We start from the raw sequence: 19,985 nt of genomic DNA, 5'->3' as shown, positions 1-19,985 counted from the left end.
TGAAACTTCATACACTTTACTTATTTCTATTATCTGGATAAATCTTTACTTATTTGTATTATCTGGATAAATCTTTTCTTAAAAAATGAAAATTTTCTTACTTAGCTATTCCTATTTTCTTAAGCAATTTCAGGTAAGGCAAGGCCCAATTACCAAATGTAAAAGAGATTGTCGTATTTTTTGTAGTTGGGAATAATGTTTTAGAACGAATAGAGGTTAATTTAGAGAATTTCTTAATAGTCTCTGCTTCTAGATTATCCATATACGATTTTTTTTGTACACCTCGATCTTTCTTCTGTGGCAAATAATTTTCTATAAACCATAAGACTTGATCTAACTTTGATTTATTGGTTGAGTTATTAAATTGTTTATATTTCTTTTTAAACATCTTTATTTACCTCTTTATTACTAAATTAAATTTGCCATTTTTATACTTTTAATCAATAGTAAAAGCATCAAAATAATTTTCTTTTAATAATCGAGAATCGGAAAAAGAAATGCATTTTACATTATCGTATTTCTTTATAAAAAAAGAGGGTATAATCCCTCTTTTTTTAATCAGTTCCAAATAAGAATTAAAATTTTAGTCTGTCAATTTCATTTCTTTTTGTGTTTTTCTGATTCTTTCTTCAAAGAAGGATCGTCTGTAAGGAGTAACTTCTCCATTTTTAGTTGCCAAAAGTTGGGCATCATAAAGCCTATTGGCTCTTTTGATTTTTTCTCTTATTTGTAAGAGGTTATTCATTGTCTTTTGCAGTTAATGTGAATCCCGTTCCCTATTCCCATGTCATGCGTCCAGAATTATAAACTTGGATGAACGTAAATGAACAATAACACCTTCAAAAAAATAACGCGAGAGTAATTTTTACTAATTATTTTTCTCAAAAATAAAGACTGTATTAATTGGAAAAAATTAATTTATATATTAAGTACATTAGGATAAGAAAATTGTTTGCGATCCATCATTATTATCCTGAATTACTATTTTTTTATTTGGGAAAATATCTGATAATATTTTTTTCAAATTTGAATTATCTGAAGGAATTGTATTACTCATATTTTTTGTATTAATTTTCCAATTTTCATCTACAAATAGTTCTTTATCATCACCTTTTCTAGTCTGAAGTGATGTCTTGTTTAAAATCTTAAGTAAAAGTTCGGAATCATAATCTATAAATTCTTTAGTGCTCTCTTGGAATTTTTCAATCATCATTTAGAAATATAATGTTTCTAAATCTTGCTTGAGAAATTTGAATAATGCAATGTATTAATTACCTAAAAATTTCTTTCAAAATAAAAAAAATTCGTATGAAATTAAAATATTTTTTTTAGAAATTTAATTTAAAAAGATTAATTAATCATTTACAGAATTTATTTAATTGTTAATTTGCAAATAAGAGCTTCAGGGAAAATGCCAAGAGTAATTAACAAAAAAATTAGACTTTTAAGATGGTTAAACTCAGGCATGATATTACCATTTATTTTCATGGCTGCATCCTCATCTATCATTCTTTATTGTGTTTTATTTTTCGTAATAAAATAGCTTTCACATTTAAGCAGCTAAGTTTTCCTCTGATTTAGACATAATAATTGCAGCTTTTTTTAATAAACTAATTACTTCTTTTCTTCCAACTGCACTATCAGCTTGACGCATTATTTCAGCATATTTCTTATTTATGTTTTTCATAAATTGTTTTAATTATTCCAAAATTACAACACCATATGATGATGTCAATCGTAAATAATTCTCATACTATTATTTCTTTGATTATTTTTGCACTATAAAAATTGTTCATTTATTATCCTTAAAGTCTTTTGAATTTATGATGCCAAAGAAACATAAATATCAACATTAATAATACTCATAATTAAGAAATATTAAAGAGTTTGAAAACATAAAATAAACCTCCGATTAGGATCAATATTGCAGCTCCATAAAAAAGAAAAGGGATAATTGGATATTTATATAATGTAGACCTAACTTTTTGTTGTATGGCTTTTTTATCAAGTTGAGGTAACTTCATATCTTCAGTTTTTTCTCTAGGCGGAATACCTAAATTTTTTCTTCTTTTTGCCTCTCCCATAATTAATAATGAGGTATTCCCATACATTTTAAATAATTGATATCAGCAAAATCTAAAATTTGATTCCATTCTTCATGAGATGCTTCCAAATTATTTTCAAAATCTTTTTCAAATTTAAGAATACATCTTTTTTCTATATTTTCTGGAGAATTATAATTTCTTAAAAAAGAAACACTCAAATACGATAATGATGAAAAAACTATGATTATTTTTGCAATTCTAAAACTATTCATATCTTATATGATATGGCTTAATAAAAAAGTTACTTTTTGGTTTTATAATTAACTTAATCCATTAAAACAATTATTAAATGATAAATTCGGTAAATTTCAACCATTTGCCTATTCAGGATTTGGTTGTTTCAGGGTTAATAATCTTTATAATGTCGACGATTATTGCCAATATTTATGACCCATTATTAGCAATACTTTATGCATTTGGAAATATACTCACTCTTACTTTTTTGAGTTGGTTATACCAAGATACTTGGAGTGATCCAAGTAAATAAAATCAATTAAAAAAGATTAATAGATAAAATCTACTTTTGTACTTTTAACTTTGAAGAGTACTTTAAATTAACAATGTAAGTTGCAATAAGAGATAGTATTAAAAAAAATAATAAGCTCTCTAAAGTAGATTGAGGCATAACCATAATAAGTACCAAAAATAATACATTTCTACAAAAACGAATTCTGAGGAAAAATCAACCCTTTAATTATTTTTTATTTCCATATTAATAAATCCCAATCCCAAAGAATGAATTTGCAATAAACAATAAACTAAATAATGTTAAAAAAATTAATCCTATCCAACTTATTGTTTGTAGAAAAAATCCATATCTATTTTTAATTGGTACTAATTTGCTATTTATAGTATCCATTGCCATCCATGCAAATAAAGGGGCAGTTAGAAAACTTCCAGTCATTGCAGCAAATACAAAATCTTTTACTCCTATACCTCCAGACCTTGCAATCAGCAAAGCTATTAATGATGCAAAGATATGTACAATCATCCAAAGTTGAAATCTATTTCGCTCTGCGTTGGAATCCATATGTCCAAAATCAGTTCCTCTCAATAAACCTTGAATAGCAGAAATACTTCTTGGGTATGCATCTAGACAAGTAATTGTGGTACTAAACATTGCGGCAAATGCTGCAGGTATAATGATCCATTTAGCCCAACTACCAATGGATTTAGTGTAAAGGAGTATTAATTTTTGAGCAAAGGAGACTCCACTTCCGGAAAGCATTCCATCCCCGGTACCATACATTGTTATAGCTCCAAGAGTAAGGAAGAAAATAGCAGTTACAACAGTTATTACGTAACCGAGATTAAAATCAAATTCTGCTTCACTAATATTTGGTTTATGATTTGAATCTTTTGCTCGAGAAAACATCCATAAAGAAGGCCAAACACATAACTCTACTGGGCAAGGCATCCATCCCATTAGAGGGATCAAAAAAGCTAAATTTGTTAATTTCCATGGACTGATTTCTGGCTCAAAAAAACTTTTATTAAGAGACTCATTTATTGAACCTTTGAACAAAAGCGATAAAACTGCGAATAATGTTAAAAAAGTTAGAAGAGATACTAAAAATTTTGAAATTCTATCAAGGGCTTTGTATTTTCCAAGAATTAATATCATTCCAGAAACAATTAGGATTCCTATAGACAAATCCATCGCTGGGAACCCTGAGAAAAAGGGGATATTAGTTAATAGAACACCAGAAACAAAACTTACAGCCGCTATTGTGAAAGTACCTGTAATTAGACTAACTATTAGAAATAAAGGAAGATATAAAGTATTCTTTTCTTTAAAACCTTCTAATAATGATTTACCAGTAGATGCTGTAAATCTAGTCCCAACCAACAAAAATGGATATTTTAAAAGATTAGTAAGAAGGATGAGGCCAACTAATGAAAATCCAAACCTCGCACCAGCAGTAGTTGAAGACAATAAATGAGAACCCCCAATTGCTGCTCCAGCTAGCAAAATTCCTGGACCTAAACTTTTTTGTATTCCTTTTGTTAAATTCATGATTTTAATCAAATGATTTAATTTACTTTTTGAGCCCTTCTAAATTATTTATTAATACTCTTTTTTTAACCCCAAAAAGTGATAATGAGTGAAAAATTAAAATTATAATTAGTAATCCTATTTGAACCTTCATAAGATATCTCCTTTAAATATGCTTTTATGAGATATTTATTTTGTATTCAACCTCTTTTCTCCATAAGATCATCAAAAACCTATCTAAAACATCTAATTCCTTTTTTTTTAAACTTTTTATTTTATTTTTATTTTGTTTTTGCATAAATTATTACTAAAGTATTTTAACTTTAAAATGAGCTAAAAAAAACACAATAAGCAAAACTTCTTAAAACTCAACGTAGTTTGGATTTTTTTAATTTGATATATATTTTTCTGCCCTTCTTAATGCTTTTATCGCACCTCTATAATCAAGATTTTTTAATTTTTCCTCACTTTTACTTTCCAACATTTTCACTATTTCATTTATCCTTATTTCATCAATTTTCAGTTTATGATCGAATATAAGATCGAATTTTGAGGAATACAAACTAGATAATTCTTTTCTATATTTTTCAATCATTTTTTCATCACAAGATTTAGATTTCAATATTGCATTAGCCATAATTTTGTCGTCTAAAGCGCCTTTAAAATTTCCTCGTTTAAATTTATTTTCACTTGATCTAGATAGCTTAATAAGATTTTTCAATAACAATCGCCCAGAATCTTCCATTTTTTTTTTTTTTTTCTAACCTAAAATTAATCCTATCAGCATAAAGAAAAAAAAGAATTCATTTTTGATAATCAAATAAATAATTAATTAGCCAATAACAAGTCCTTTTTCAAGAAGTAAATCGAAAACCTCCACACTTTTCGTTTTGCCGAATTGGGGGGGCTTATGTAGATCTAATATTTCGGCAAGGCACATTATCCAATAAGTATCTTTTTTTAAATTAAGACCTTCGCAAATATGCGATGGAGCCGATTTAAAACAGCCAAATTCTGTTGATATATTAATGTTCATAATTTGAGTTTCAAGTTCCAGGCTTAAGAGTTCTATTTCCTGCTCAGAAAGGGATGACCCAAAAGAATATGATTCAATTAAAAGTTGATAATTCATAAAAGATTTATTTTTTCAAGAAATCCAGCGAGTGATTTTTGTCCCCACATAAATATGTCCTGAAGCTTCAACTATAGGTTTTGTTTCGGGATTCATAAAAATATCGTATAAAACATTTTCTGGTCCTTGAAAAATTACAGTCGCCCTTTGAGGATCATCTAATGATTTGCCAATATAAAATGTTTTAACTCCCATTTCTTTAAACATCTTCTGCTGTTCTTTTGCATTCATATGAGACTCATACTCCTCATAGGTATTACTTAGTTGAAAATCTAAAATAGTCGTTTCAATAGTCATAAGAATAATAAAATTTTTTTAATTCTAAATCTTTAACAAAAAAATTAACCTAAAAAAATTAGTTTTTATTAAGCAAAGTGTTAACTAATTTTCATTTATGAGTTATAAATCAACTATAAAAAACGATTTTAATTTTGGACTCAAAAATTTCTCAGAGAGAACAATGGACTAGTAAGCTAGGATTCATTCTCGCTGCTGCTGGGAGTGCAGTAGGCCTAGGCAACCTTTGGGGTTTTGCTTATAGAGCATCTCAAGGTGGAGGTGCGGCCTTTGTACTTTTATATATATTGATCGTTTTAATTGTATGTCTTCCAGTATTTGTTGCTGAAATGGCTCTAGGGAGAAACGCATTAGCAAGCACATTGCTTGCTCCTGTTAAGTTGGCTGGTAAGAATTGGTATCCATTAGGAATTCTTTTCTTCATAGCTCCCCTAGGAATAGCATCATATTATTCAGTGATAATGGGATGGACTGCAGATACTTTGTTCCATTCTTTATTTTTTGGATTACCGAAGAATTTAACTGAAGCAGAAACCTTCTTTGGTTCTATTAGTAGTGGCAGCAGTGTTTTGTTGGGGCACTTATTAAGTCTTGTACTTACAGCAATAATAGTTTCATCAGGTATAAAAAAAGGAATAGAAAAAGTTACTAGATATTTCATGCCAATACTTTTCATAATTATTGTGATTCTTGCTATTTGGGCTACTTCACTTTCAGGAGCATGGGAAGGATATAAAACATTTCTACTTAAGTTTGATTTTAATGAATTGAGAAATCCTCAAACAATAAGAAACGCTTTTACACAAGCATTCTTTTCATTAAGCTTAGGGATTGGAATTATGGTTACCTACGCATCCTATTTGAATAAAAAAAGTAATCTCCCAAAACTAAGTGTTGGAGTTGCATCACTAGATACTTTGGTTGGACTTATGGCTGGATTTATAACTTTCCCAATAGTTTTAACATTCGGTTTAAGTGACGCTATTTCTGAATCAACTGTTGGTGCTTTATTCATCTCAATTCCAACAGGTCTAGGTTCATATGGTACAGCTGGAAGAATCGTAGCTGTTGCTTTTTTTGCACTAGCTTATATCGCAGCAATAACTTCATCTGTTTCATTATTAGAGGTTCCAGTTTCCTCTTTAATGGATAAATTCGGCTTCAAAAGAGAAAAAGCGGTTTGGTTGATAACTCTTTTCCTATTCTTAGCAGGCATCCCTTCCGCATTAAATTTAAATATTCTTGGAACAGTTGATTCGATTTTTGGAGGGGTATTGCTAATCTTTGGTGGATTCTTAGTTACTTTCTTCATGGGATGGGTAGTCCCTGGAAAATTTAATGAAGAACTTAGTGGTTCAAAAGTTGGAACCAAAACGACACGTTATTTGAAATTCATGACAAGATGGGTTGCGCCCCCAATTATTGGTTTTGGATTATTTATTAGTGTGTTTGATTTGCTAAAAGGCTGGGTTAGTTAGAAAAGTTTTTAAAAGTAATATAGTGTAGGAATAAAGGGGGGACCTATAAGTCGATAAAAATTTAATTTTTGAACTTTTCACATTATCTTTAAGCAAAATTAAAAAATACTCGTCAATAAATTTATATTTGCAATTGCTTCATGTTTTAAGAGTTAATAAAAAGGAGAAATTATTTTTGTTTTTAAAAGTCTAAAATTTTTCCAAAAAAAATGTTATTCTTTGGAACCTTTTTTTTAATATTAAATTTTAACTTCTATTTTATCTAAAAAGTTCTAGCAAAAACAATCCCTAATAGAATCTATATAAGATACATTTAGGTGTTTAATTTAAAGAAATTACAACACCGACAAGAATAGATAAAAATTTGATGTCAACCAAATCTGATTCATTAAAAGAAAAACTTATAGAAAATTTTTCTGAATTTTCTCAACTATCTGACTATTCTTTTATGAATTCTCTTAAAGCAGATCCTCAATCAACAAAAGATGGATATGATCATAAACCGCGTTCAGTATATTCAGGTCATTACGTACCAGTTGTTCCAACCGCTATTCCAGAACCAGAATATATTGCCCATAGCAAAAAACTTTTTAAAGAACTAAGACTAAGCTCAGATCTCACTAAAGACAAGAATTTTTGTCGTTTTTTCTCAGGTGATATTTCTGCCGCTAATCATCCAATGAGTCCTGTTGGTTGGGCAACAGGTTATGCATTATCAATTTACGGGACTGAATATACCCAACAATGTCCTTTTGGCACAGGGAATGGTTATGGTGATGGCAGAGCAATTTCTGTTTTTGAAGGTTTATTCAATGGGAAAAGAATGGAGATGCAACTTAAAGGAGGGGGTCCAACTCCCTACTGTCGTGGAGCAGATGGTAGGGCTGTCTTAAGATCTAGCGTTAGAGAATTTCTTGCACAGGAATTAATGGATGCCTTTGGAATTCCTACCTCAAGGTCTTTAACACTTTTTGTATCAAGATCAGAAAAAGTTAGGAGGCCATGGTATTCCAAAGGCTCTAGATATTTTGAACCTGACATCATGATTGATAATCAAGCTGCAATTACTACAAGAGTCGCTCCATCTTTTTTACGAGTTGGACAGCTTGAACTTTTTTCAAGACGAGTTCGCAATAATATTCATGATGAAGCTCTTAATGAACTAAAGATGATAGTTCAACATCTTATTGATAGAAACTATAAAGATGAAATTGAATATGAGATTTCACTTGAAAGTAAGGTAATAAAACTGGCTTGCTTGTATAGATCCAGACTTATATCTCTTGTAACTAACTGGATGCGAGTTGGTTATTGCCAGGGTAATTTCAATAGTGATAATTGTGCTGCTGGTGGCTACACATTGGACTATGGACCCTTTGGATTCTGCGAATTATTTGATCCAAGATTTCAACCATGGACAGGAGGAGGTGAGCATTTCTCATTTTTTAACCAACCTTCTGCTGCGGAAATTAACTTTAAAACATTTTGTTCTTCTCTTAGCCCGTTACTCTCAGAAAGTAAACATGATTTTGAAAAGCTAGAACAAATCGAAAAGGACTTTTCAGAATTAATGAATAATGAATTGATGAAAATGTGGGCAAACAAGCTTGGTTTAGAACATTACAACGAAACTCTAATAAATGAATTTTTTAATCTCATGGTCATTTCAAAAGCAGACTATACAATTTTGTTCCGTAAACTCTCTGAAATCCCGGATAACTTAGATTCTTTAAAAGACTGTTTCTATTTACCAATTAATGACGAGCTCAATAATAGGTGGGAAGTATGGCTTAAAAACTGGCAATCAGTCTTGAAGAAAGAGGGAAATATTAAAGCAAAATCGGCATTAATGAAATCCCTTAATCCAGTCTATACTTGGCGCGAATGGATTGTCGTTTCCGCATATGAAGAAGCTGAGAAGGGAAATTACAAAAAAATAAAAGAGCTACAGGATGTCTTTAGCAATCCATATGTAGAACAACCCCCAGAAATAGATCAAAAATATAATCGACTAAAGCCAAGCCAGTATTTTAACTATGGAGGAGTATCTCATTACAGTTGTTCTTCGTAAAAGGTGAATCCTAAAAATGCAGATTGAATAACTTAGAGAAAATTTTAATCATTTATGGCCGTAGGCATTCCAACAACAGATACAACTCCCACTTGAAGTATGGCCGGCTTCTTCCCAACATTTTTCACATAGTGGCTCCCTCCATTATTACTCTCTATAAATGCATCACCCGCTTTAAAGAAATTAATTTCTTCACCCCTCACATGTTTTAATCTTCCTCTGGTGACATGAATCAACATTGGGGAAGGATGAGTATGAATCGGAGTTTTCAAGCCAACTGGAATGTTTACTTTTAAGAGTCTTAATTCAGGCTTACCCTCGAGATAATTAAAATTTTTCCCACTAAGTCCTTTTGAACTTTGAATAATAGGTATAACTTCAATCTTTTCTTCAGCAAAAGAAGGTTGTGGTAAAGCTAAATTCGCAATAAAAAGGAAGCAAAATGGAATAAATTTTTTAATTTCATTAGATATTTGATTTTCATAAATAATAGGTATTTTGCAAAAATAATAACTAATTTATTTTTTATATAACTTTTCTAATTGCTTAATTTCTTCTGTTAAATCCTTACCTCTCTTATTAAATTTATTATTTTTAATAACTATTGGGATAATCCACCAGGCTTGAAGACCTAAAAAGATAAATACTAGGATCAATAATTCAAAAGTACCAGGCTGCATTTGATAAATAATTCTTCTTTGCTAAAAAATATTATTCTAAAAGTTATTAAACATTCATGAGATATTCAATATTTCTAGGCTGCCTCTAATTCAATGTTAAGTTCAATTCCCTTTGAAATAATTGCTTCTTTAAATTCAATAAGTTTGGAAATTATTCTTTGCTTCTCAGGATCTGTTTTATGGATATCATCTACAACTTCCTGTATTGCAAGTGTTACTTTTTGTAGTTTGATTTCTAGATCTTCCCTGTAATTCATAAGCTTAAAGAAATTATCTTATTTATTAAAAAACAAAATAATTATTAGTAAATAAGTACTTAACCTTAAAAGGATTGACAGCAAAACAAGGAGGATATAATTTATAGTACAAACGTATTAATAATCAACCAGCCAATTAAGAGTAAAGTATGGAGCCTAGGTACTCATTTGGTTGTAGCACGAGCAAACCCAACGGATGCTTACTAAATCCTGAAGGTAGCAGACTTATCTTTTTCGAAGAATGCAAAAATTCTCTTGAACCTAATTCAAAAATTCATACTCATCTTTTCTTTACAAATCACCTTGGCGAACCAGGTGGGTATAAATCCTCTGAAAAACTCAACATAGACTCAGCCTGGGAAAAGTGGCACGAACTGCACCAAAAAGGATGGACTGAAGTATCTCATAATTACGGATAAGTGATCCAGGCAAGAAAAAGCCTTTATAGATGAGAGGTGCAAAATAGCTCCTTTTTTTTTATCTTGCTATACAAATAATAAAAGATGATTTAACTTCTTCTGCTTCAATGAAATATTGTGGAATTAACTGAGCTAATTAGGGATTATGTTGCTACAGAATTATTATCAAATATTGAACTTGACTTTCTTGAAGGAGAATTATGGGAAACTACGCAACATATCGCAGAAATAAATACAGTAATCAAAGCCCCTAAAAAAATATGCAAGAAATTAGGACTAGATGAAAAATCTTGTTGGCATTTATGCTGTGCAGCAGTTCTTGACTCCTCAAGACCATTAAAAAATGGACAAAATAGAGTTGATGATTTTAAAAAACTAATTAATCTAAATGAAATCAGCTACATATAAAAAAGACTCAATGATACGTTTACTTATTGCATCAATTCTTTTTTTTATACCACTAGGAGGTTTTGCTGATGAAAAGCAAAGAGAAATTGAAAATGAAGCTATAAATCTTGTCATTAAAAAATATGGAAAAGGCCTAGAAAATAGATTAAAAGGAACGGGAGTAACCCCCAGTTATCGAAGTTGGTATGAAAATGATTGTTTTGTAAGTATTGCAGCAGGTACATACCAAGAAGATGCTTGGACGGCAATTAAGTGGTTTAGCGTTAATGTCTGTTCTGAATCAGCTGAAATAATGGAAAGTGAATGAAGGGAATAAGACGCCTATTAGTTTTGCAGCATTTAGAAATAGAGGGGCCAGGTCTTTTTGAACAATTTGCTAAAGAAAGAAATTTAAAAATTGAAATAATTCGTTTAGATAATAAAAATCCTCTGCCTCAAACAAAAAATGGTGACTTAATTTTAATTATGGGTGGACCAATGGGAGTTAAAGATATTGGAAGTGACAGATATCCATGGCTTAAGTTAGAAAGAGATTTTATAAAAAAAGAATTAGAAAATGAGAGACCTATAATCGGTGTTTGCTTAGGTGCTCAGTTACTTGCGAGTGCTGCTGGAGGAGATGTAGAAATTCTTAAATATGGATCACCTCCAAAAGCATTACCAGAAATTGGATGGTCTCAAATTTTTATAGACAAATCGAATAAAGACTTTAAAGCACTATTTGAAGATCCTTTTCATGTACTGCATTGGCATGGAGATAGGATTTTATTACCTAATAAAGCAGTACTCATTGCTAGTAGTGCACGTTGTAAGGAACAATTTTTTAGGATTGGTAATTTTGCTTATGGATTACAATTCCATATAGAGACAATGGGAGGAATGATAAATAAGTGGATTAAAGAAGATAAAGAATTTGTCTTTAAAGGATTGGGCTCGAATGGTCAGGAAATTTTAAAAGAAGAGAATAAAAAATATATTGATAAAACTTTTTTCAAAAGAAAGCTTTTAATAAATAAATTATTTGAATTATTAGATAATTAAAAAGGGAATAATATAATCATCCAGTAAAAAGGGCTTGATAAAGCCCTGAAAAAAAATTAAAAAGGAATTCACCTAGAAAATTCCTGGAAGAATTTGACCAGTAAAATAATAAGCCCCCACAAGAGCGAACATTCCAAGCATTGCTGCTTTACCATTAAGCTTTTCAGCTTTTTCGGTCATGATTTTTTTTGCGAATTCCATAACAAAGTGAAATAAATTATATCTAAAAACTAATTATTCAAATTTTAGAATGATGTAGTTTTTTCTACCAAATTGATATCTTTCTAAGGATTTTAAATAAAATACTTAAACAACGAATTGAACTCTTAATAGAGTTCCAGCAAATATGTAAAGCGTAGCAAGCCTAAAAAACAACTATTTAAATGTATATGTCACTGATCTGTAACATTTATGTAGTAAATATCTTGAAAATAACTTAGTTTTAGCTTAATACTTTACATTTATTAATAGAAGTGTTACATTAATTAACAATTACACAACTTTAATGGCTAATTCAAACGTTACTACTGAATCAGGTGGCAGACAGAATATGTTTCCTACTGAGACACGTCCTTACATAGATGAGTCTGTTTCTTACGACAGCTACCCACAAAATGCAGAAAAAGTTAACGGTCGTTGGGCAATGATTGGCCTTGTTGCGTTAGTAGGTGCTTACGTTTCAACCGGGCAAATTATTCCTGGGATTTTTTAATGAGTCCACTTTCAGGTTTCTTAGCCGTAATTGTATTCTTTACAGCCATCCTCGTTGCTTATTTAACCAAGCAATTTCAAAAAGAAAATTTAAACTATTCATCTTCTAATCAAATGAAAAACACAAACACAAAAGTCAAAACAATCGAAAAAGAAAAAGTTGTTGCTGAAACTCTTAACGGCAGATTCGCAATGCTTGGATTAATTGCTGCTGTTGGAGCATACCTAACAACAGGTCAAATAATTCCTGGTTTCGTTTAAAAACCTACTATTTAACATTTCAACAAATCAGAAAAATGGAAAATTCAAAAACAACTTATTGGCAAAACGCCGAGAGAACTAATGGAAGAATGGCAATGATGGGCTTATTTGCATTAGTTGTAAATTATGGCTTATTCGGATGGATAATCCCAGGAATTTTTTAAAATGAATTTAGGCTTACTTTTTCTTAAAGTAAATACTTTGGGAGTTATAACTCTTTCTGAACTTGATTGGATAACTAACCATCAATCTGAATTTTCAAGGTTAGATATGGCTTTAGTTATTAAGATCGGCCGTCTTATGGATTCTGGAGTAGTAGAAATTGATAATAGATTGCCCGTTTAATTTTTAAGAAAATGATCGTCATGAGTGTTTGTCAATAGGGATACTGACAAACACTTCTTTATGAGAAAAAATAATTGTAAAAAAAAAGAGATTGTTTCTTAGCTAAAAACAATCTCTCAATTACCTAATTTTTACATGAAAATTTCAAGTAAGCTTTCAAAGCTTAACTGATTTGTTTTTATAGTAAATCCGTAAAAATGCTTTTGTAATTTATCTTTTTAAACCACCTCTTTTTATCCAAAGGAACCATGTAACCCAAATAGGAGGAAGGAATCTGATTAAAAAAGAAATTTTATAAATATAAAATGGGGCATTTTCACTTTGAAATAAATTCATCAAAAAGGAAGATATAGTTACCCAAAGTAAAATTATTAATATATTTGCTCCCAGCAAAGCGAACTTATTTTGTTTGAATATTTTTGGCATAAAATAAATTTTTTATATTCTTAATTTTAAATAATCTCGGGAAATAAATTATACATTTTCAAAAAAACTTTAAATTTAAAATCCATATCCAAATAAAAAAAGTACTAAATTTCAATCCCTCTCCAAATAACAATCCAAAAGCAATAGGTGGAGAAAATATTACAAAAAGAATAGAGAATAAACTAAATAACGCAAATGATCCTCTTAGAAAAAAATTCTTTCTTTTTGTTCTTCTTAGATTTTTTAAAGTATTCCACTCCCATTCAATAAACTTATAGAACTTTTCTGATAATAAAAAAAAATACTTCATTAATATTATTAATTTCTATCAGCTTTTCTTATTTATAAAATTAATTTCACCTGTTAGCAATAAACCTTATCCCCTTCTTCAGAAAGATAGTAAATTTTATTTTCTGAACTTACGAAGAAAGTTAATCCCTTATATTGTGATCTTTTAAATTTATCTAATCTAAGTTTGTGTAAATCCCAATTATCAGTGCTTATGTCAGGATTAAATTCTTGTTCTTTTAAGAAAGGTACATAAGTTGGACTAGTTGTTGTTTTTTGAGCTAACCCTCTATTTCGTTTTGAATAAAAAAGTAATAAAAATAAAAGTACAAAAAAAAGAATTAATAATATATTTGTCATTGTCAATTTTTCTAATTTGAAAAAACTTTATTTGGAGAATCAAGAACTTTTCACAATAAATTGCTTAGTAAGTAAAAAATCCTATTTTTATATTCTTGTATTTTTGAATACTTATCAAGGGGTTACCTAAATCAGATTATAAAATCAGTCGCATTTTCAACATGATTCAAAATTCCATGAATACTCCTTATGCAAAAAGAGTAGCTGAAAAATTTAGAGAGGCTCAAAACTATTTAAAAACTAATGGTTTTAGTAGATCAACTAAACATTTACTAGAAGATATTGAAAATTCTGTTGAAAAATAATGCCAATACCCCCTCACTTACCACAACTACAATATGGCTACGATGATGGCTTTACAACCATTGTTTTTGGGTTAATAGGAAGCTGCTTAGGATGTATCTTAATTTTATTAATTTCATTTTTTGAATTTAAATTCAAAAAAGCAAAATAGTAAGCCTTAAGAGACTTACTAAACGTTAAATAAGAACTCCATTACATCACCTTCGTTAACAATATATTCCTTACCTTCACTTCTTAAAAGACCTTTAGTTTTTGCATTGGCAATTGAACCTGAATCAATTAAATTTTGATAAGAAATAGTCTGAGCTCTTATAAATCCTTTTTCGAAATCAGTATGAATTACTCCTGCTGCCTGTGGCGCAGTCATCCCATCTTTTATTGTCCAAGCTTTTGTCTCCTTTTCTCCGGTAGTGAAATAAGTTTTTAATCCCAATAATTTATATGTTGATCTAATTAATGAACTTAATCCCCCTTCTTCTACTCCTAAGCCAATAAGGTAGTCTTTTTTATCTTCTGCTTCTAACTCTATTAATTCAGATTCGACTTGCGCTGAAATTTTTATACATTCTGTATTTTCATTACTTGCAAAACTCTGAACTTTTGATGAGAAATCATTACCTTCAGCTAAATCATTTTCATTCAAATTTGTTGCGTAAATGATTGGTTTAGCAGTAAGGAAGCCTAGTTGCTTGATTATTAAATTTTCTTCTTCACTCAAAGATATTGATCTAACTGAAAGTCCTTTCTGTAGCTCTTCTTCAATTTTTTCTAGTAAGTTATCTTCTTTTGCTGCCTCTTTACTAGTTCTAACCTGTTTTTTAATTCTTTCTCTTCTTTTTTGGAGTTGAGATAAATCAGCTAAATTCAATTCCAGATTAATTATTTCAATGTCATCCAAGGGATCTACCTTACCGGAAACATGAATTACATCACTATCTTCAAAGCACCTTACAACATGAACTATTGCATCAACCTCCCTGATATTTGACAAAAATTTATTTCCCAAACCTTCACCTTTACTAGCTCCTTTTACTAATCCTGCAATATCTACAAATTCAATTTTTGTTGGGATAATATTTTGGCTTGAACTTAAATTACCTAGCTCTTGTAACCTTTGATCTGGGACAGAAACTATGCCTTTATTAGGTTCTATCGTACAAAAGGGAAAATTAGCCGCTTGAGCTTTAGCATTTTCTACAAGTGCATTAAATAAAGTTGATTTTCCAACATTTGGTAATCCAATAATACCGGCTTTTAACATTTGAAAAAATTTATGGAAAAACTATTCAGAAAACATCTTCTAGTAATATAGTATTTACTTAACCAATCTTGGATAAGTTATTTATAATCTACTTGATTATTTATTTAGTTCCCAAATATTCTCAATTACTTTTTTTCAAAAGAAATGTTTGATTTAATAAAAAAAAATATAAATCTAAGAAGTGGAATTATATTACTTTTTTTAACTATATTCTTCGTTGTCATAACCAATTCCTTCAAGAAAAATAAATCAAAAGACATTTCTGATTTTGTAGTTCAAGTTGAAAAAGGAATCCTCTCAGATTCAATTAATACGAGTGGTGAAGTAAAAGCAATAAGGACAAGCAATATTGGGCCTCGGAAGCAAGGCGTAATAAAAGAAATCAAAGTAGATGAGGGCGATCTTGTGAAAAAAGATCAGGTTTTAGCTTCTCTTGATGATGAAGACTTTATCTATAAAATTGAAGAACTTGAATTAAATGTAGAAAAACAAAAATCTGAATTTTTAAGAAGGGAATATTTATATCAAGAAGGTGCGGTAAGTAAAGAAGACTATGAAAGTTATAAAAATAACTACAACATTAGTAGCGCAAAACTTAATGATGCAAAAGCTGAAAAAAGTTTCTATCTAATTAAAGCTCCTTATGGAGGAAAGATAACTGCAAAATATGCTGAGATAGGATCTTATGTCACACCAAGTACAAACTTAAGTTCAGACCCTAAAACCAAAAACTTTATTTTTGAACTATCAGAGGGGCTAGAAATTGTTGCTAAAGTTCCTGAGAGTGACATTGGCAGAATAAAAATAGGTCAAGAAGCCTCAGTAAGAATTGAGGCTTACCCCTCAAAAAAATATAATGCCATAGTTAAAAAAATAGCTACAAGAGCTGTAAAAGATAATAATGTAACCTCATTCGAAGTAACTTTAAATTTTAGAGATATTTCTGAAGAAATCAAAATTGGAATGACTGCAGATCTTGAATTTAGAGTCGAAGGTAATGAAGAAAAAATCCTAGTTCCAACAGTTTCTATTGTCACAGAAAAAGGTGAAAAAGGAATTTTGAAAGTTGATAAAAACAATTCTCCCAAATTTGAAAAAATCGAAATTGGTATTAGTAGTGGAAATAAAACTTCAGTAATTGATGGATTAGAACCTGGAGAGCAAATCTTTATTGATATCCCACCTTGGGCTAAGAAGAGAAAATGAGTTTAAAATCTGAAAACTCTAAAAAACCAATTTTACTTTTAGTCGATGGCCACTCACTTGCTTTTAGAAGTTTCTATGCATTTAGCAAGGGGATTGATGGAGGTTTAACCACTAAAGAGGGATTTCCAACAAGTGTCACTTATGGATTTCTAAAAAGCCTTCTGGATAATTGTAAAAATATTAGTCCTGAGGGTGTTTGTATTACGTTTGATACAGAAAAACCTACTTTCAGACATGAATTAGATCCAAATTATAAAGCCAATAGAGATGTAGCACCAGATGTTTTTTTTCAGGATATTGAACAACTAGAAATCATTTTAGAAGAAAGCCTTAATTTACCAATTTTTAAATCTCCAGGATACGAAGCAGATGATCTCCTAGGCACAATTGCAAATGATGCTTCTTCTAAAGGATGGTGCGTGAATATTCTTTCTGGAGATAGGGACTTATTTCAATTAGTAGATGATCAAAAAGATATTTATGTACTTTATATGGGTGGTGGTCCATATGCGAAAAGTGGAAATCCAACTCTTATGAATGAAAATGGAGTAAAAGAAAAATTAGGTGTTGCGCCAGAAAGAGTAGTTGATCTCAAAGCCCTAACTGGTGATAGTTCTGATAATATTCCAGGTATTAAAGGGGTAGGTCCAAAAACTGCAATTAATCTACTAAAAGAGAACGACACGCTTGATGGAATCTATCAGGCTTTGGACAAGATTCAGCAGAACAACGATAAGAAATATAAAGGATTCATCAAAGGTTCAGTCATAGAAAAGCTCAGGAACGATAAACATAATGCTTTTCTTTCCAGAGATTTAGCAAAAATAAATACTGAGGTGCCTTTAATTTTAAGTAACGGTTATGAATTAAAAAATATAAATCAAGAACTACTTTCAGAGTCACTGAAAAAATTAGAACTATCAACACTTCTTAGACAAATTGATATTTTCAATTCAACTTTCAGCAAAGGTGGTTTTGACAAAAATAATGTAGCTAAAGAGGAAGAGAAAGATCCAAAGGTATCAAGCAAAAGTGAATTAGAAAATAGTGAAAATAAAATCCCTAAAATCAACGTAACTGTTGTAAATGATTTCGAATTACTTGATAAATTAATTCAAAGATTAGACAAGACTAATCAAATAGTTTCTTTAGATACAGAGACCAATAGTTTGAATCCAATCGATGCGGAACTTGTTGGGATAGGGTTATGTCTTGGAGAAGAAAATGATGATTTATTTTATATACCTCTTGGTCATCAAACAAAAAAGGAGACCTCCAATCAATTATCAATTGAAGATGTTTTCTCAAAGCTAAGAAATTGGATAGAAGATCCAAAAAAAGAAAAGGCACTCCAAAATTCTAAATTTGATAGGCAAATATTTTTTAATCATGGACTTGATCTTAAAGGCGTAACCTTTGACACCTTGTTAGCAGACTACCTTCTTAATAATCAGGAGAAACATGGATTAAGTGAAATTAGTTTTAGATTATTTGGATTTAAGCCTCCTTCATTTAAGGAGACAGTTGGAAAAAATAAAGACTTTTCATTTGTTGATATTGATGAAGCAAGTATTTACTGTGGTTATGATGTTTTTCTAACTTTTAAGATTGTCAAAATTTTTAAAGAAATTTTTTCAAAGGAAAAAGATGAATTAACCAAATTGTTCGAAGAAATCGAGCTGCCTTTAGAGCCGGTATTGTCCCAAATGGAAATGAATGGCATAACCATCGACATACCTTATTTGGATAAACTCTCAAAAGAATTAAAAAGTACCTTAGAAGATATTGAAATTAAAGTTTATGAGTTAGCAGAGGAAAGTTTCAATTTATCCTCACCAAAACAACTTGGTGAGATCTTGTTTGAAAAATTAAATTTGGATAAGAAAAAATCACGGAAAACAAAAACAGGATGGAGCACAGATGCAGTAGTTCTGGAAAGATTAGTCGACGAACATGAAATAATCCAACATTTAATAAAACATAGAACTCTTAGCAAATTACTTAGTACCTATATTGATGCTCTTCCAAATCTTATTAACGAAAAGACAGGAAGAGTTCATACAAACTTTAATCAAGCTGCTACAGCGACTGGGAGACTAAGTAGTAGCAATCCTAATCTTCAAAATATCCCGGTTAGGACTGAATTTAGTAGAAGAATCAGAAAAGCATTCTTACCTGAAAAAAATTGGAAACTTTTATCAGCTGATTATTCTCAGATCGAATTAAGAATACTCTCTCACTTAGCGGATGAAGAAATACTAATAAATGCATTTCATAAAAATGAAGACATTCATTCTTTGACTGCAAGATTAATTTTTGAGAAAGAAGAAATTTCCTCTGATGAGAGGAGAGTTGGGAAAACAATAAATTTCGGAGTTATCTATGGTATGGGAATTAAAAAGTTTGCACGTTCTACCGGAGTAAGTATTCCAGAAGCAAAAGAATTCCTAATAAAATACAAAGAAAGATATTCAAAAATTTTCAAATTTCTTGAACTTCAAGAAAGGCTTGCCTTATCAAAAGGTTATGTAAAAACAATTTTTGGAAGAAAGAGAGAATTTAAGTTTGATAAAAATGGACTTGGAAGATTACTAGGAAAAGATCCTTACGAAATTGACTTGCAAGCCGCAAGAAGAGCTGGCATGGAAGCACAGTCACTTAGAGCCGCAGCCAATGCCCCAATTCAGGGTTCAAGTGCAGATATTATTAAAATTGCAATGGTTCAACTAAATAAAAAATTCATAGAAATGAATGTTCCAGCAAAAATGCTTTTACAAGTTCATGATGAATTATTGTTTGAAGTTGAACCAGATTCTTTGGAAATTACGACGAAATTAGTAAAGAAGACTATGGAAGATTGTGTAAAATTAAATGTGCCTCTTTTAGTTGATATTGGAATTGGAGACAATTGGATGGAGACAAAATAAACCTCATGAAATA

General features: G+C 30.2%; 30 protein-coding genes. 14 read left to right on the top strand and 16 right to left on the bottom strand.

What is annotated here, in order from left to right; translation table 11 throughout:
* Nucleotides 1–97: 97 nt before the first annotated feature.
* From EU91_RS02430 to EU91_RS02445, 6 genes are all read right to left on the bottom strand, one after another.
* Nucleotides 98–388 carry a hypothetical protein gene (locus EU91_RS02430; RefSeq protein ID WP_032524798.1) on the bottom strand — a complete coding sequence of 97 codons (291 nt, stop codon included), beginning with the start codon at nucleotides 386–388 and terminating at the stop codon, nucleotides 98–100.
* A gap of 195 nt (nucleotides 389–583) precedes the next feature.
* The gene (locus EU91_RS09445) at nucleotides 584–745 is read right to left on the bottom strand and encodes a hypothetical protein (protein ID WP_193741626.1); all 162 of its coding nucleotides are present in this window, start codon (nucleotides 743–745) and stop codon (nucleotides 584–586) included.
* Nucleotides 746–934: 189 nt separating this feature from the next.
* The gene (locus tag EU91_RS02435; RefSeq protein ID WP_241433944.1) at nucleotides 935–1,213 is read right to left on the bottom strand and encodes a hypothetical protein; all 279 of its coding nucleotides are present in this window, start codon (nucleotides 1,211–1,213) and stop codon (nucleotides 935–937) included.
* Between the two features lie 339 nt (nucleotides 1,214–1,552).
* Nucleotides 1,553–1,687, bottom strand: a complete 135-nt coding sequence (locus tag EU91_RS09660) for a hypothetical protein (protein ID WP_275040667.1) — start codon at nucleotides 1,685–1,687, stop codon at nucleotides 1,553–1,555.
* A gap of 181 nt (nucleotides 1,688–1,868) precedes the next feature.
* Nucleotides 1,869–2,084 carry a DUF2839 family protein gene (locus tag EU91_RS02440; RefSeq protein ID WP_032524796.1) on the bottom strand — a complete coding sequence of 72 codons (216 nt, stop codon included), beginning with the start codon at nucleotides 2,082–2,084 and terminating at the stop codon, nucleotides 1,869–1,871.
* 2 nt (nucleotides 2,085–2,086) lie between these two features.
* Complete coding sequence (locus EU91_RS02445; protein ID WP_032524795.1) at nucleotides 2,087–2,317, bottom strand: hypothetical protein; 231 nt, start codon at nucleotides 2,315–2,317, stop codon at nucleotides 2,087–2,089.
* Between the two features lie 149 nt (nucleotides 2,318–2,466).
* Here EU91_RS02445 and EU91_RS09655 point away from each other — a divergent pair, with 149 nt between their 5' ends.
* Nucleotides 2,467–2,592 (top strand): hypothetical protein, encoded by a 126-nt coding sequence (locus EU91_RS09655; protein WP_275040666.1) that lies wholly within the window; start codon nucleotides 2,467–2,469, stop codon nucleotides 2,590–2,592.
* Between the two features lie 225 nt (nucleotides 2,593–2,817).
* Here the strand turns inward: EU91_RS09655 and EU91_RS02450 are convergent, their stop codons facing one another.
* From EU91_RS02450 to EU91_RS0108765, 4 genes are all read right to left on the bottom strand, one after another.
* The gene (locus EU91_RS02450; protein WP_032524793.1) at nucleotides 2,818–4,122 is read right to left on the bottom strand and encodes an NRAMP family divalent metal transporter; all 1,305 of its coding nucleotides are present in this window, start codon (nucleotides 4,120–4,122) and stop codon (nucleotides 2,818–2,820) included.
* A 367-nt stretch (nucleotides 4,123–4,489) separates the two neighbouring features.
* Nucleotides 4,490–4,846 (bottom strand): hypothetical protein, encoded by a 357-nt coding sequence (locus tag EU91_RS02455; RefSeq protein ID WP_032524792.1) that lies wholly within the window; start codon nucleotides 4,844–4,846, stop codon nucleotides 4,490–4,492.
* 87 nt (nucleotides 4,847–4,933) lie between these two features.
* The gene (locus EU91_RS02460) at nucleotides 4,934–5,233 is read right to left on the bottom strand and encodes a hypothetical protein (protein WP_032524791.1); all 300 of its coding nucleotides are present in this window, start codon (nucleotides 5,231–5,233) and stop codon (nucleotides 4,934–4,936) included.
* Between the two features lie 15 nt (nucleotides 5,234–5,248).
* Nucleotides 5,249–5,530: a DUF3764 family protein gene (locus tag EU91_RS0108765; protein WP_032524790.1), complete on the bottom strand. Its 282-nt coding sequence runs from the start codon at nucleotides 5,528–5,530 to the stop codon at nucleotides 5,249–5,251.
* Nucleotides 5,531–5,664: 134 nt separating this feature from the next.
* Here EU91_RS0108765 and EU91_RS02465 point away from each other — a divergent pair, with 134 nt between their 5' ends.
* Both EU91_RS02465 and EU91_RS02470 read left to right on the top strand, forming a co-directional pair.
* On the top strand, nucleotides 5,665–7,008 hold the full coding sequence (locus EU91_RS02465) for a sodium-dependent transporter (protein ID WP_032524789.1): 1,344 nt from the start codon (nucleotides 5,665–5,667) through the stop codon (nucleotides 7,006–7,008).
* Nucleotides 7,009–7,375: 367 nt separating this feature from the next.
* The gene (locus tag EU91_RS02470) at nucleotides 7,376–9,079 is read left to right on the top strand and encodes a protein adenylyltransferase SelO family protein (RefSeq protein WP_032524832.1); all 1,704 of its coding nucleotides are present in this window, start codon (nucleotides 7,376–7,378) and stop codon (nucleotides 9,077–9,079) included.
* Nucleotides 9,080–9,123: 44 nt separating this feature from the next.
* On the opposite strand, the gene EU91_RS09600 is transcribed toward EU91_RS02470, so the two are convergent.
* The 3 genes from EU91_RS09600 to EU91_RS02475 form a co-directional block, all read right to left on the bottom strand.
* Nucleotides 9,124–9,363 (bottom strand): cupin domain-containing protein, encoded by a 240-nt coding sequence (locus EU91_RS09600; protein WP_275040668.1) that lies wholly within the window; start codon nucleotides 9,361–9,363, stop codon nucleotides 9,124–9,126.
* Between the two features lie 234 nt (nucleotides 9,364–9,597).
* Nucleotides 9,598–9,759, bottom strand: coding sequence for a hypothetical protein (locus EU91_RS09440; RefSeq protein ID WP_193741625.1), 162 nt, complete (start codon nucleotides 9,757–9,759; stop codon nucleotides 9,598–9,600).
* A 74-nt stretch (nucleotides 9,760–9,833) separates the two neighbouring features.
* Nucleotides 9,834–10,016, bottom strand: a complete 183-nt coding sequence (locus EU91_RS02475; protein ID WP_032524787.1) for a hypothetical protein — start codon at nucleotides 10,014–10,016, stop codon at nucleotides 9,834–9,836.
* A gap of 149 nt (nucleotides 10,017–10,165) precedes the next feature.
* Between EU91_RS02475 and EU91_RS02480 the strand changes: the two genes are divergently transcribed.
* The 4 genes from EU91_RS02480 to EU91_RS02495 all read left to right on the top strand — a co-directional run bounded on the left by EU91_RS02480 (nucleotide 10,166) and on the right by EU91_RS02495 (nucleotide 11,884).
* Nucleotides 10,166–10,435: a DUF1651 domain-containing protein gene (locus tag EU91_RS02480; RefSeq protein ID WP_032524786.1), complete on the top strand. Its 270-nt coding sequence runs from the start codon at nucleotides 10,166–10,168 to the stop codon at nucleotides 10,433–10,435.
* Nucleotides 10,436–10,552: 117 nt separating this feature from the next.
* On the top strand, nucleotides 10,553–10,843 hold the full coding sequence (locus tag EU91_RS02485) for a hypothetical protein (protein ID WP_032524785.1): 291 nt from the start codon (nucleotides 10,553–10,555) through the stop codon (nucleotides 10,841–10,843).
* The gene (locus EU91_RS02490; RefSeq protein WP_241433942.1) at nucleotides 10,824–11,150 is read left to right on the top strand and encodes a heat-labile enterotoxin alpha chain; all 327 of its coding nucleotides are present in this window, start codon (nucleotides 10,824–10,826) and stop codon (nucleotides 11,148–11,150) included. The genes EU91_RS02485 and EU91_RS02490 overlap by 20 nt, the downstream gene beginning before the upstream one ends.
* On the top strand, nucleotides 11,147–11,884 hold the full coding sequence (locus tag EU91_RS02495) for a type 1 glutamine amidotransferase (protein WP_082303035.1): 738 nt from the start codon (nucleotides 11,147–11,149) through the stop codon (nucleotides 11,882–11,884). The genes EU91_RS02490 and EU91_RS02495 overlap by 4 nt, the downstream gene beginning before the upstream one ends.
* Before the next feature lie 72 nt (nucleotides 11,885–11,956).
* Here EU91_RS02495 and EU91_RS02500 read toward each other — a convergent pair whose 3' ends face one another.
* Nucleotides 11,957–12,085, bottom strand: a complete 129-nt coding sequence (locus EU91_RS02500) for a high light inducible protein (RefSeq protein ID WP_011863249.1) — start codon at nucleotides 12,083–12,085, stop codon at nucleotides 11,957–11,959.
* Nucleotides 12,086–12,389: 304 nt separating this feature from the next.
* On the opposite strand from EU91_RS02500, the gene EU91_RS02505 reads away from it, so the two are divergent.
* From EU91_RS02505 to EU91_RS02520, 4 genes are read left to right on the top strand one after another with little or no spacing between them, the layout of a single operon-like run.
* Nucleotides 12,390–12,596, top strand: coding sequence for a high light inducible protein (locus tag EU91_RS02505; protein WP_011376777.1), 207 nt, complete (start codon nucleotides 12,390–12,392; stop codon nucleotides 12,594–12,596).
* Nucleotides 12,596–12,856, top strand: a complete 261-nt coding sequence (locus EU91_RS02510) for a chlorophyll a/b-binding protein (RefSeq protein WP_012008011.1) — start codon at nucleotides 12,596–12,598, stop codon at nucleotides 12,854–12,856. Before EU91_RS02505 ends, EU91_RS02510 begins: the two co-directional genes overlap by 1 nt.
* A 35-nt stretch (nucleotides 12,857–12,891) precedes the next feature.
* The gene (locus tag EU91_RS02515) at nucleotides 12,892–13,020 is read left to right on the top strand and encodes a chlorophyll a/b-binding protein (protein WP_002807157.1); all 129 of its coding nucleotides are present in this window, start codon (nucleotides 12,892–12,894) and stop codon (nucleotides 13,018–13,020) included.
* 1 nt (nucleotide 13,021) lies between these two features.
* Nucleotides 13,022–13,201, top strand: a complete 180-nt coding sequence (locus EU91_RS02520) for a hypothetical protein (RefSeq protein ID WP_011818732.1) — start codon at nucleotides 13,022–13,024, stop codon at nucleotides 13,199–13,201.
* A gap of 789 nt (nucleotides 13,202–13,990) precedes the next feature.
* Here EU91_RS02520 and EU91_RS02535 read toward each other — a convergent pair.
* The gene (locus EU91_RS02535) at nucleotides 13,991–14,275 is read right to left on the bottom strand and encodes a hypothetical protein (RefSeq protein ID WP_032524783.1); all 285 of its coding nucleotides are present in this window, start codon (nucleotides 14,273–14,275) and stop codon (nucleotides 13,991–13,993) included.
* Between the two features lie 161 nt (nucleotides 14,276–14,436).
* Between EU91_RS02535 and EU91_RS09435 the strand changes: the two genes are divergently transcribed.
* Nucleotides 14,437–14,580: a hypothetical protein gene (locus EU91_RS09435; RefSeq protein ID WP_193741631.1), complete on the top strand. Its 144-nt coding sequence runs from the start codon at nucleotides 14,437–14,439 to the stop codon at nucleotides 14,578–14,580.
* A 167-nt stretch (nucleotides 14,581–14,747) separates the two neighbouring features.
* Here the strand turns inward: EU91_RS09435 and ychF are convergent, their stop codons facing one another.
* The gene (gene ychF, locus EU91_RS02540; protein ID WP_032524782.1) at nucleotides 14,748–15,839 is read right to left on the bottom strand and encodes a redox-regulated ATPase YchF; all 1,092 of its coding nucleotides are present in this window, start codon (nucleotides 15,837–15,839) and stop codon (nucleotides 14,748–14,750) included.
* A gap of 144 nt (nucleotides 15,840–15,983) precedes the next feature.
* On the opposite strand from ychF, the gene EU91_RS02545 reads away from it, so the two are divergent.
* Nucleotides 15,984–17,045, top strand: a complete 1,062-nt coding sequence (locus EU91_RS02545; protein ID WP_032524781.1) for an efflux RND transporter periplasmic adaptor subunit — start codon at nucleotides 15,984–15,986, stop codon at nucleotides 17,043–17,045.
* Complete coding sequence (gene polA / locus EU91_RS02550; RefSeq protein ID WP_032524780.1) at nucleotides 17,042–19,972, top strand: DNA polymerase I; 2,931 nt, start codon at nucleotides 17,042–17,044, stop codon at nucleotides 19,970–19,972. Before EU91_RS02545 ends, polA begins: the two co-directional genes overlap by 4 nt.
* Nucleotides 19,973–19,985: the final 13 nt, after the last annotated feature.

The organism is Prochlorococcus marinus str. GP2, from assembly GCF_000759885.1.
GTDB classification, from domain to species: domain Bacteria; phylum Cyanobacteriota; class Cyanobacteriia; order PCC-6307; family Cyanobiaceae; genus Prochlorococcus_A; species Prochlorococcus_A marinus_J.
Note: the sequence above shows the minus strand (reverse complement) of the source record. Positions and strands in the feature narration are given on the sequence as shown.

Excerpts from the sequence above, each read along its gene's own strand:
- EU91_RS02515 (WP_002807157.1), top strand. The coding sequence starts at position 12,892 with ATGGAAAATTCAAAAACAACTTATTGGCAAAACGCCGAGAGAACTAAT.
- EU91_RS02490 (WP_241433942.1), top strand. The coding sequence starts at position 10,824 with ATGAAATCAGCTACATATAAAAAAGACTCAATGATACGTTTACTTATT.
- EU91_RS02545 (WP_032524781.1), top strand. The coding sequence starts at position 15,984 with ATGTTTGATTTAATAAAAAAAAATATAAATCTAAGAAGTGGAATTATA.
- EU91_RS02520 (WP_011818732.1), top strand. The coding sequence starts at position 13,022 with ATGAATTTAGGCTTACTTTTTCTTAAAGTAAATACTTTGGGAGTTATA.
- ychF (WP_032524782.1), bottom strand. The coding sequence starts at position 15,839 with ATGTTAAAAGCCGGTATTATTGGATTACCAAATGTTGGAAAATCAACT.
- EU91_RS02495 (WP_082303035.1), top strand. The coding sequence starts at position 11,147 with ATGAAGGGAATAAGACGCCTATTAGTTTTGCAGCATTTAGAAATAGAG.
- EU91_RS02455 (WP_032524792.1), bottom strand. The coding sequence starts at position 4,846 with ATGGAAGATTCTGGGCGATTGTTATTGAAAAATCTTATTAAGCTATCT.
- EU91_RS02450 (WP_032524793.1), bottom strand. The coding sequence starts at position 4,122 with ATGAATTTAACAAAAGGAATACAAAAAAGTTTAGGTCCAGGAATTTTG.
- EU91_RS02430 (WP_032524798.1), bottom strand. The coding sequence starts at position 388 with ATGTTTAAAAAGAAATATAAACAATTTAATAACTCAACCAATAAATCA.
- EU91_RS02505 (WP_011376777.1), top strand. The coding sequence starts at position 12,390 with ATGGCTAATTCAAACGTTACTACTGAATCAGGTGGCAGACAGAATATG.
- EU91_RS09445 (WP_193741626.1), bottom strand. The coding sequence starts at position 745 with ATGAATAACCTCTTACAAATAAGAGAAAAAATCAAAAGAGCCAATAGG.
- EU91_RS02470 (WP_032524832.1), top strand. The coding sequence starts at position 7,376 with ATGTCAACCAAATCTGATTCATTAAAAGAAAAACTTATAGAAAATTTT.
- EU91_RS09660 (WP_275040667.1), bottom strand. The coding sequence starts at position 1,687 with ATGAAAAACATAAATAAGAAATATGCTGAAATAATGCGTCAAGCTGAT.
- EU91_RS02445 (WP_032524795.1), bottom strand. The coding sequence starts at position 2,317 with ATGAATAGTTTTAGAATTGCAAAAATAATCATAGTTTTTTCATCATTA.
- EU91_RS0108765 (WP_032524790.1), bottom strand. The coding sequence starts at position 5,530 with ATGACTATTGAAACGACTATTTTAGATTTTCAACTAAGTAATACCTAT.
- EU91_RS09440 (WP_193741625.1), bottom strand. The coding sequence starts at position 9,759 with ATGCAGCCTGGTACTTTTGAATTATTGATCCTAGTATTTATCTTTTTA.
- EU91_RS02500 (WP_011863249.1), bottom strand. The coding sequence starts at position 12,085 with ATGGAATTCGCAAAAAAAATCATGACCGAAAAAGCTGAAAAGCTTAAT.
- EU91_RS09435 (WP_193741631.1), top strand. The coding sequence starts at position 14,437 with ATGATTCAAAATTCCATGAATACTCCTTATGCAAAAAGAGTAGCTGAA.
- EU91_RS02460 (WP_032524791.1), bottom strand. The coding sequence starts at position 5,233 with ATGAATTATCAACTTTTAATTGAATCATATTCTTTTGGGTCATCCCTT.
- EU91_RS02480 (WP_032524786.1), top strand. The coding sequence starts at position 10,166 with ATGGAGCCTAGGTACTCATTTGGTTGTAGCACGAGCAAACCCAACGGA.
- EU91_RS02475 (WP_032524787.1), bottom strand. The coding sequence starts at position 10,016 with ATGAATTACAGGGAAGATCTAGAAATCAAACTACAAAAAGTAACACTT.
- EU91_RS02510 (WP_012008011.1), top strand. The coding sequence starts at position 12,596 with ATGAGTCCACTTTCAGGTTTCTTAGCCGTAATTGTATTCTTTACAGCC.
- EU91_RS02440 (WP_032524796.1), bottom strand. The coding sequence starts at position 2,084 with ATGGGAGAGGCAAAAAGAAGAAAAAATTTAGGTATTCCGCCTAGAGAA.
- EU91_RS02535 (WP_032524783.1), bottom strand. The coding sequence starts at position 14,275 with ATGACAAATATATTATTAATTCTTTTTTTTGTACTTTTATTTTTATTA.
- EU91_RS09655 (WP_275040666.1), top strand. The coding sequence starts at position 2,467 with ATGTCGACGATTATTGCCAATATTTATGACCCATTATTAGCAATACTT.
- polA (WP_032524780.1), top strand. The coding sequence starts at position 17,042 with ATGAGTTTAAAATCTGAAAACTCTAAAAAACCAATTTTACTTTTAGTC.
- EU91_RS02435 (WP_241433944.1), bottom strand. The coding sequence starts at position 1,213 with ATGATGATTGAAAAATTCCAAGAGAGCACTAAAGAATTTATAGATTAT.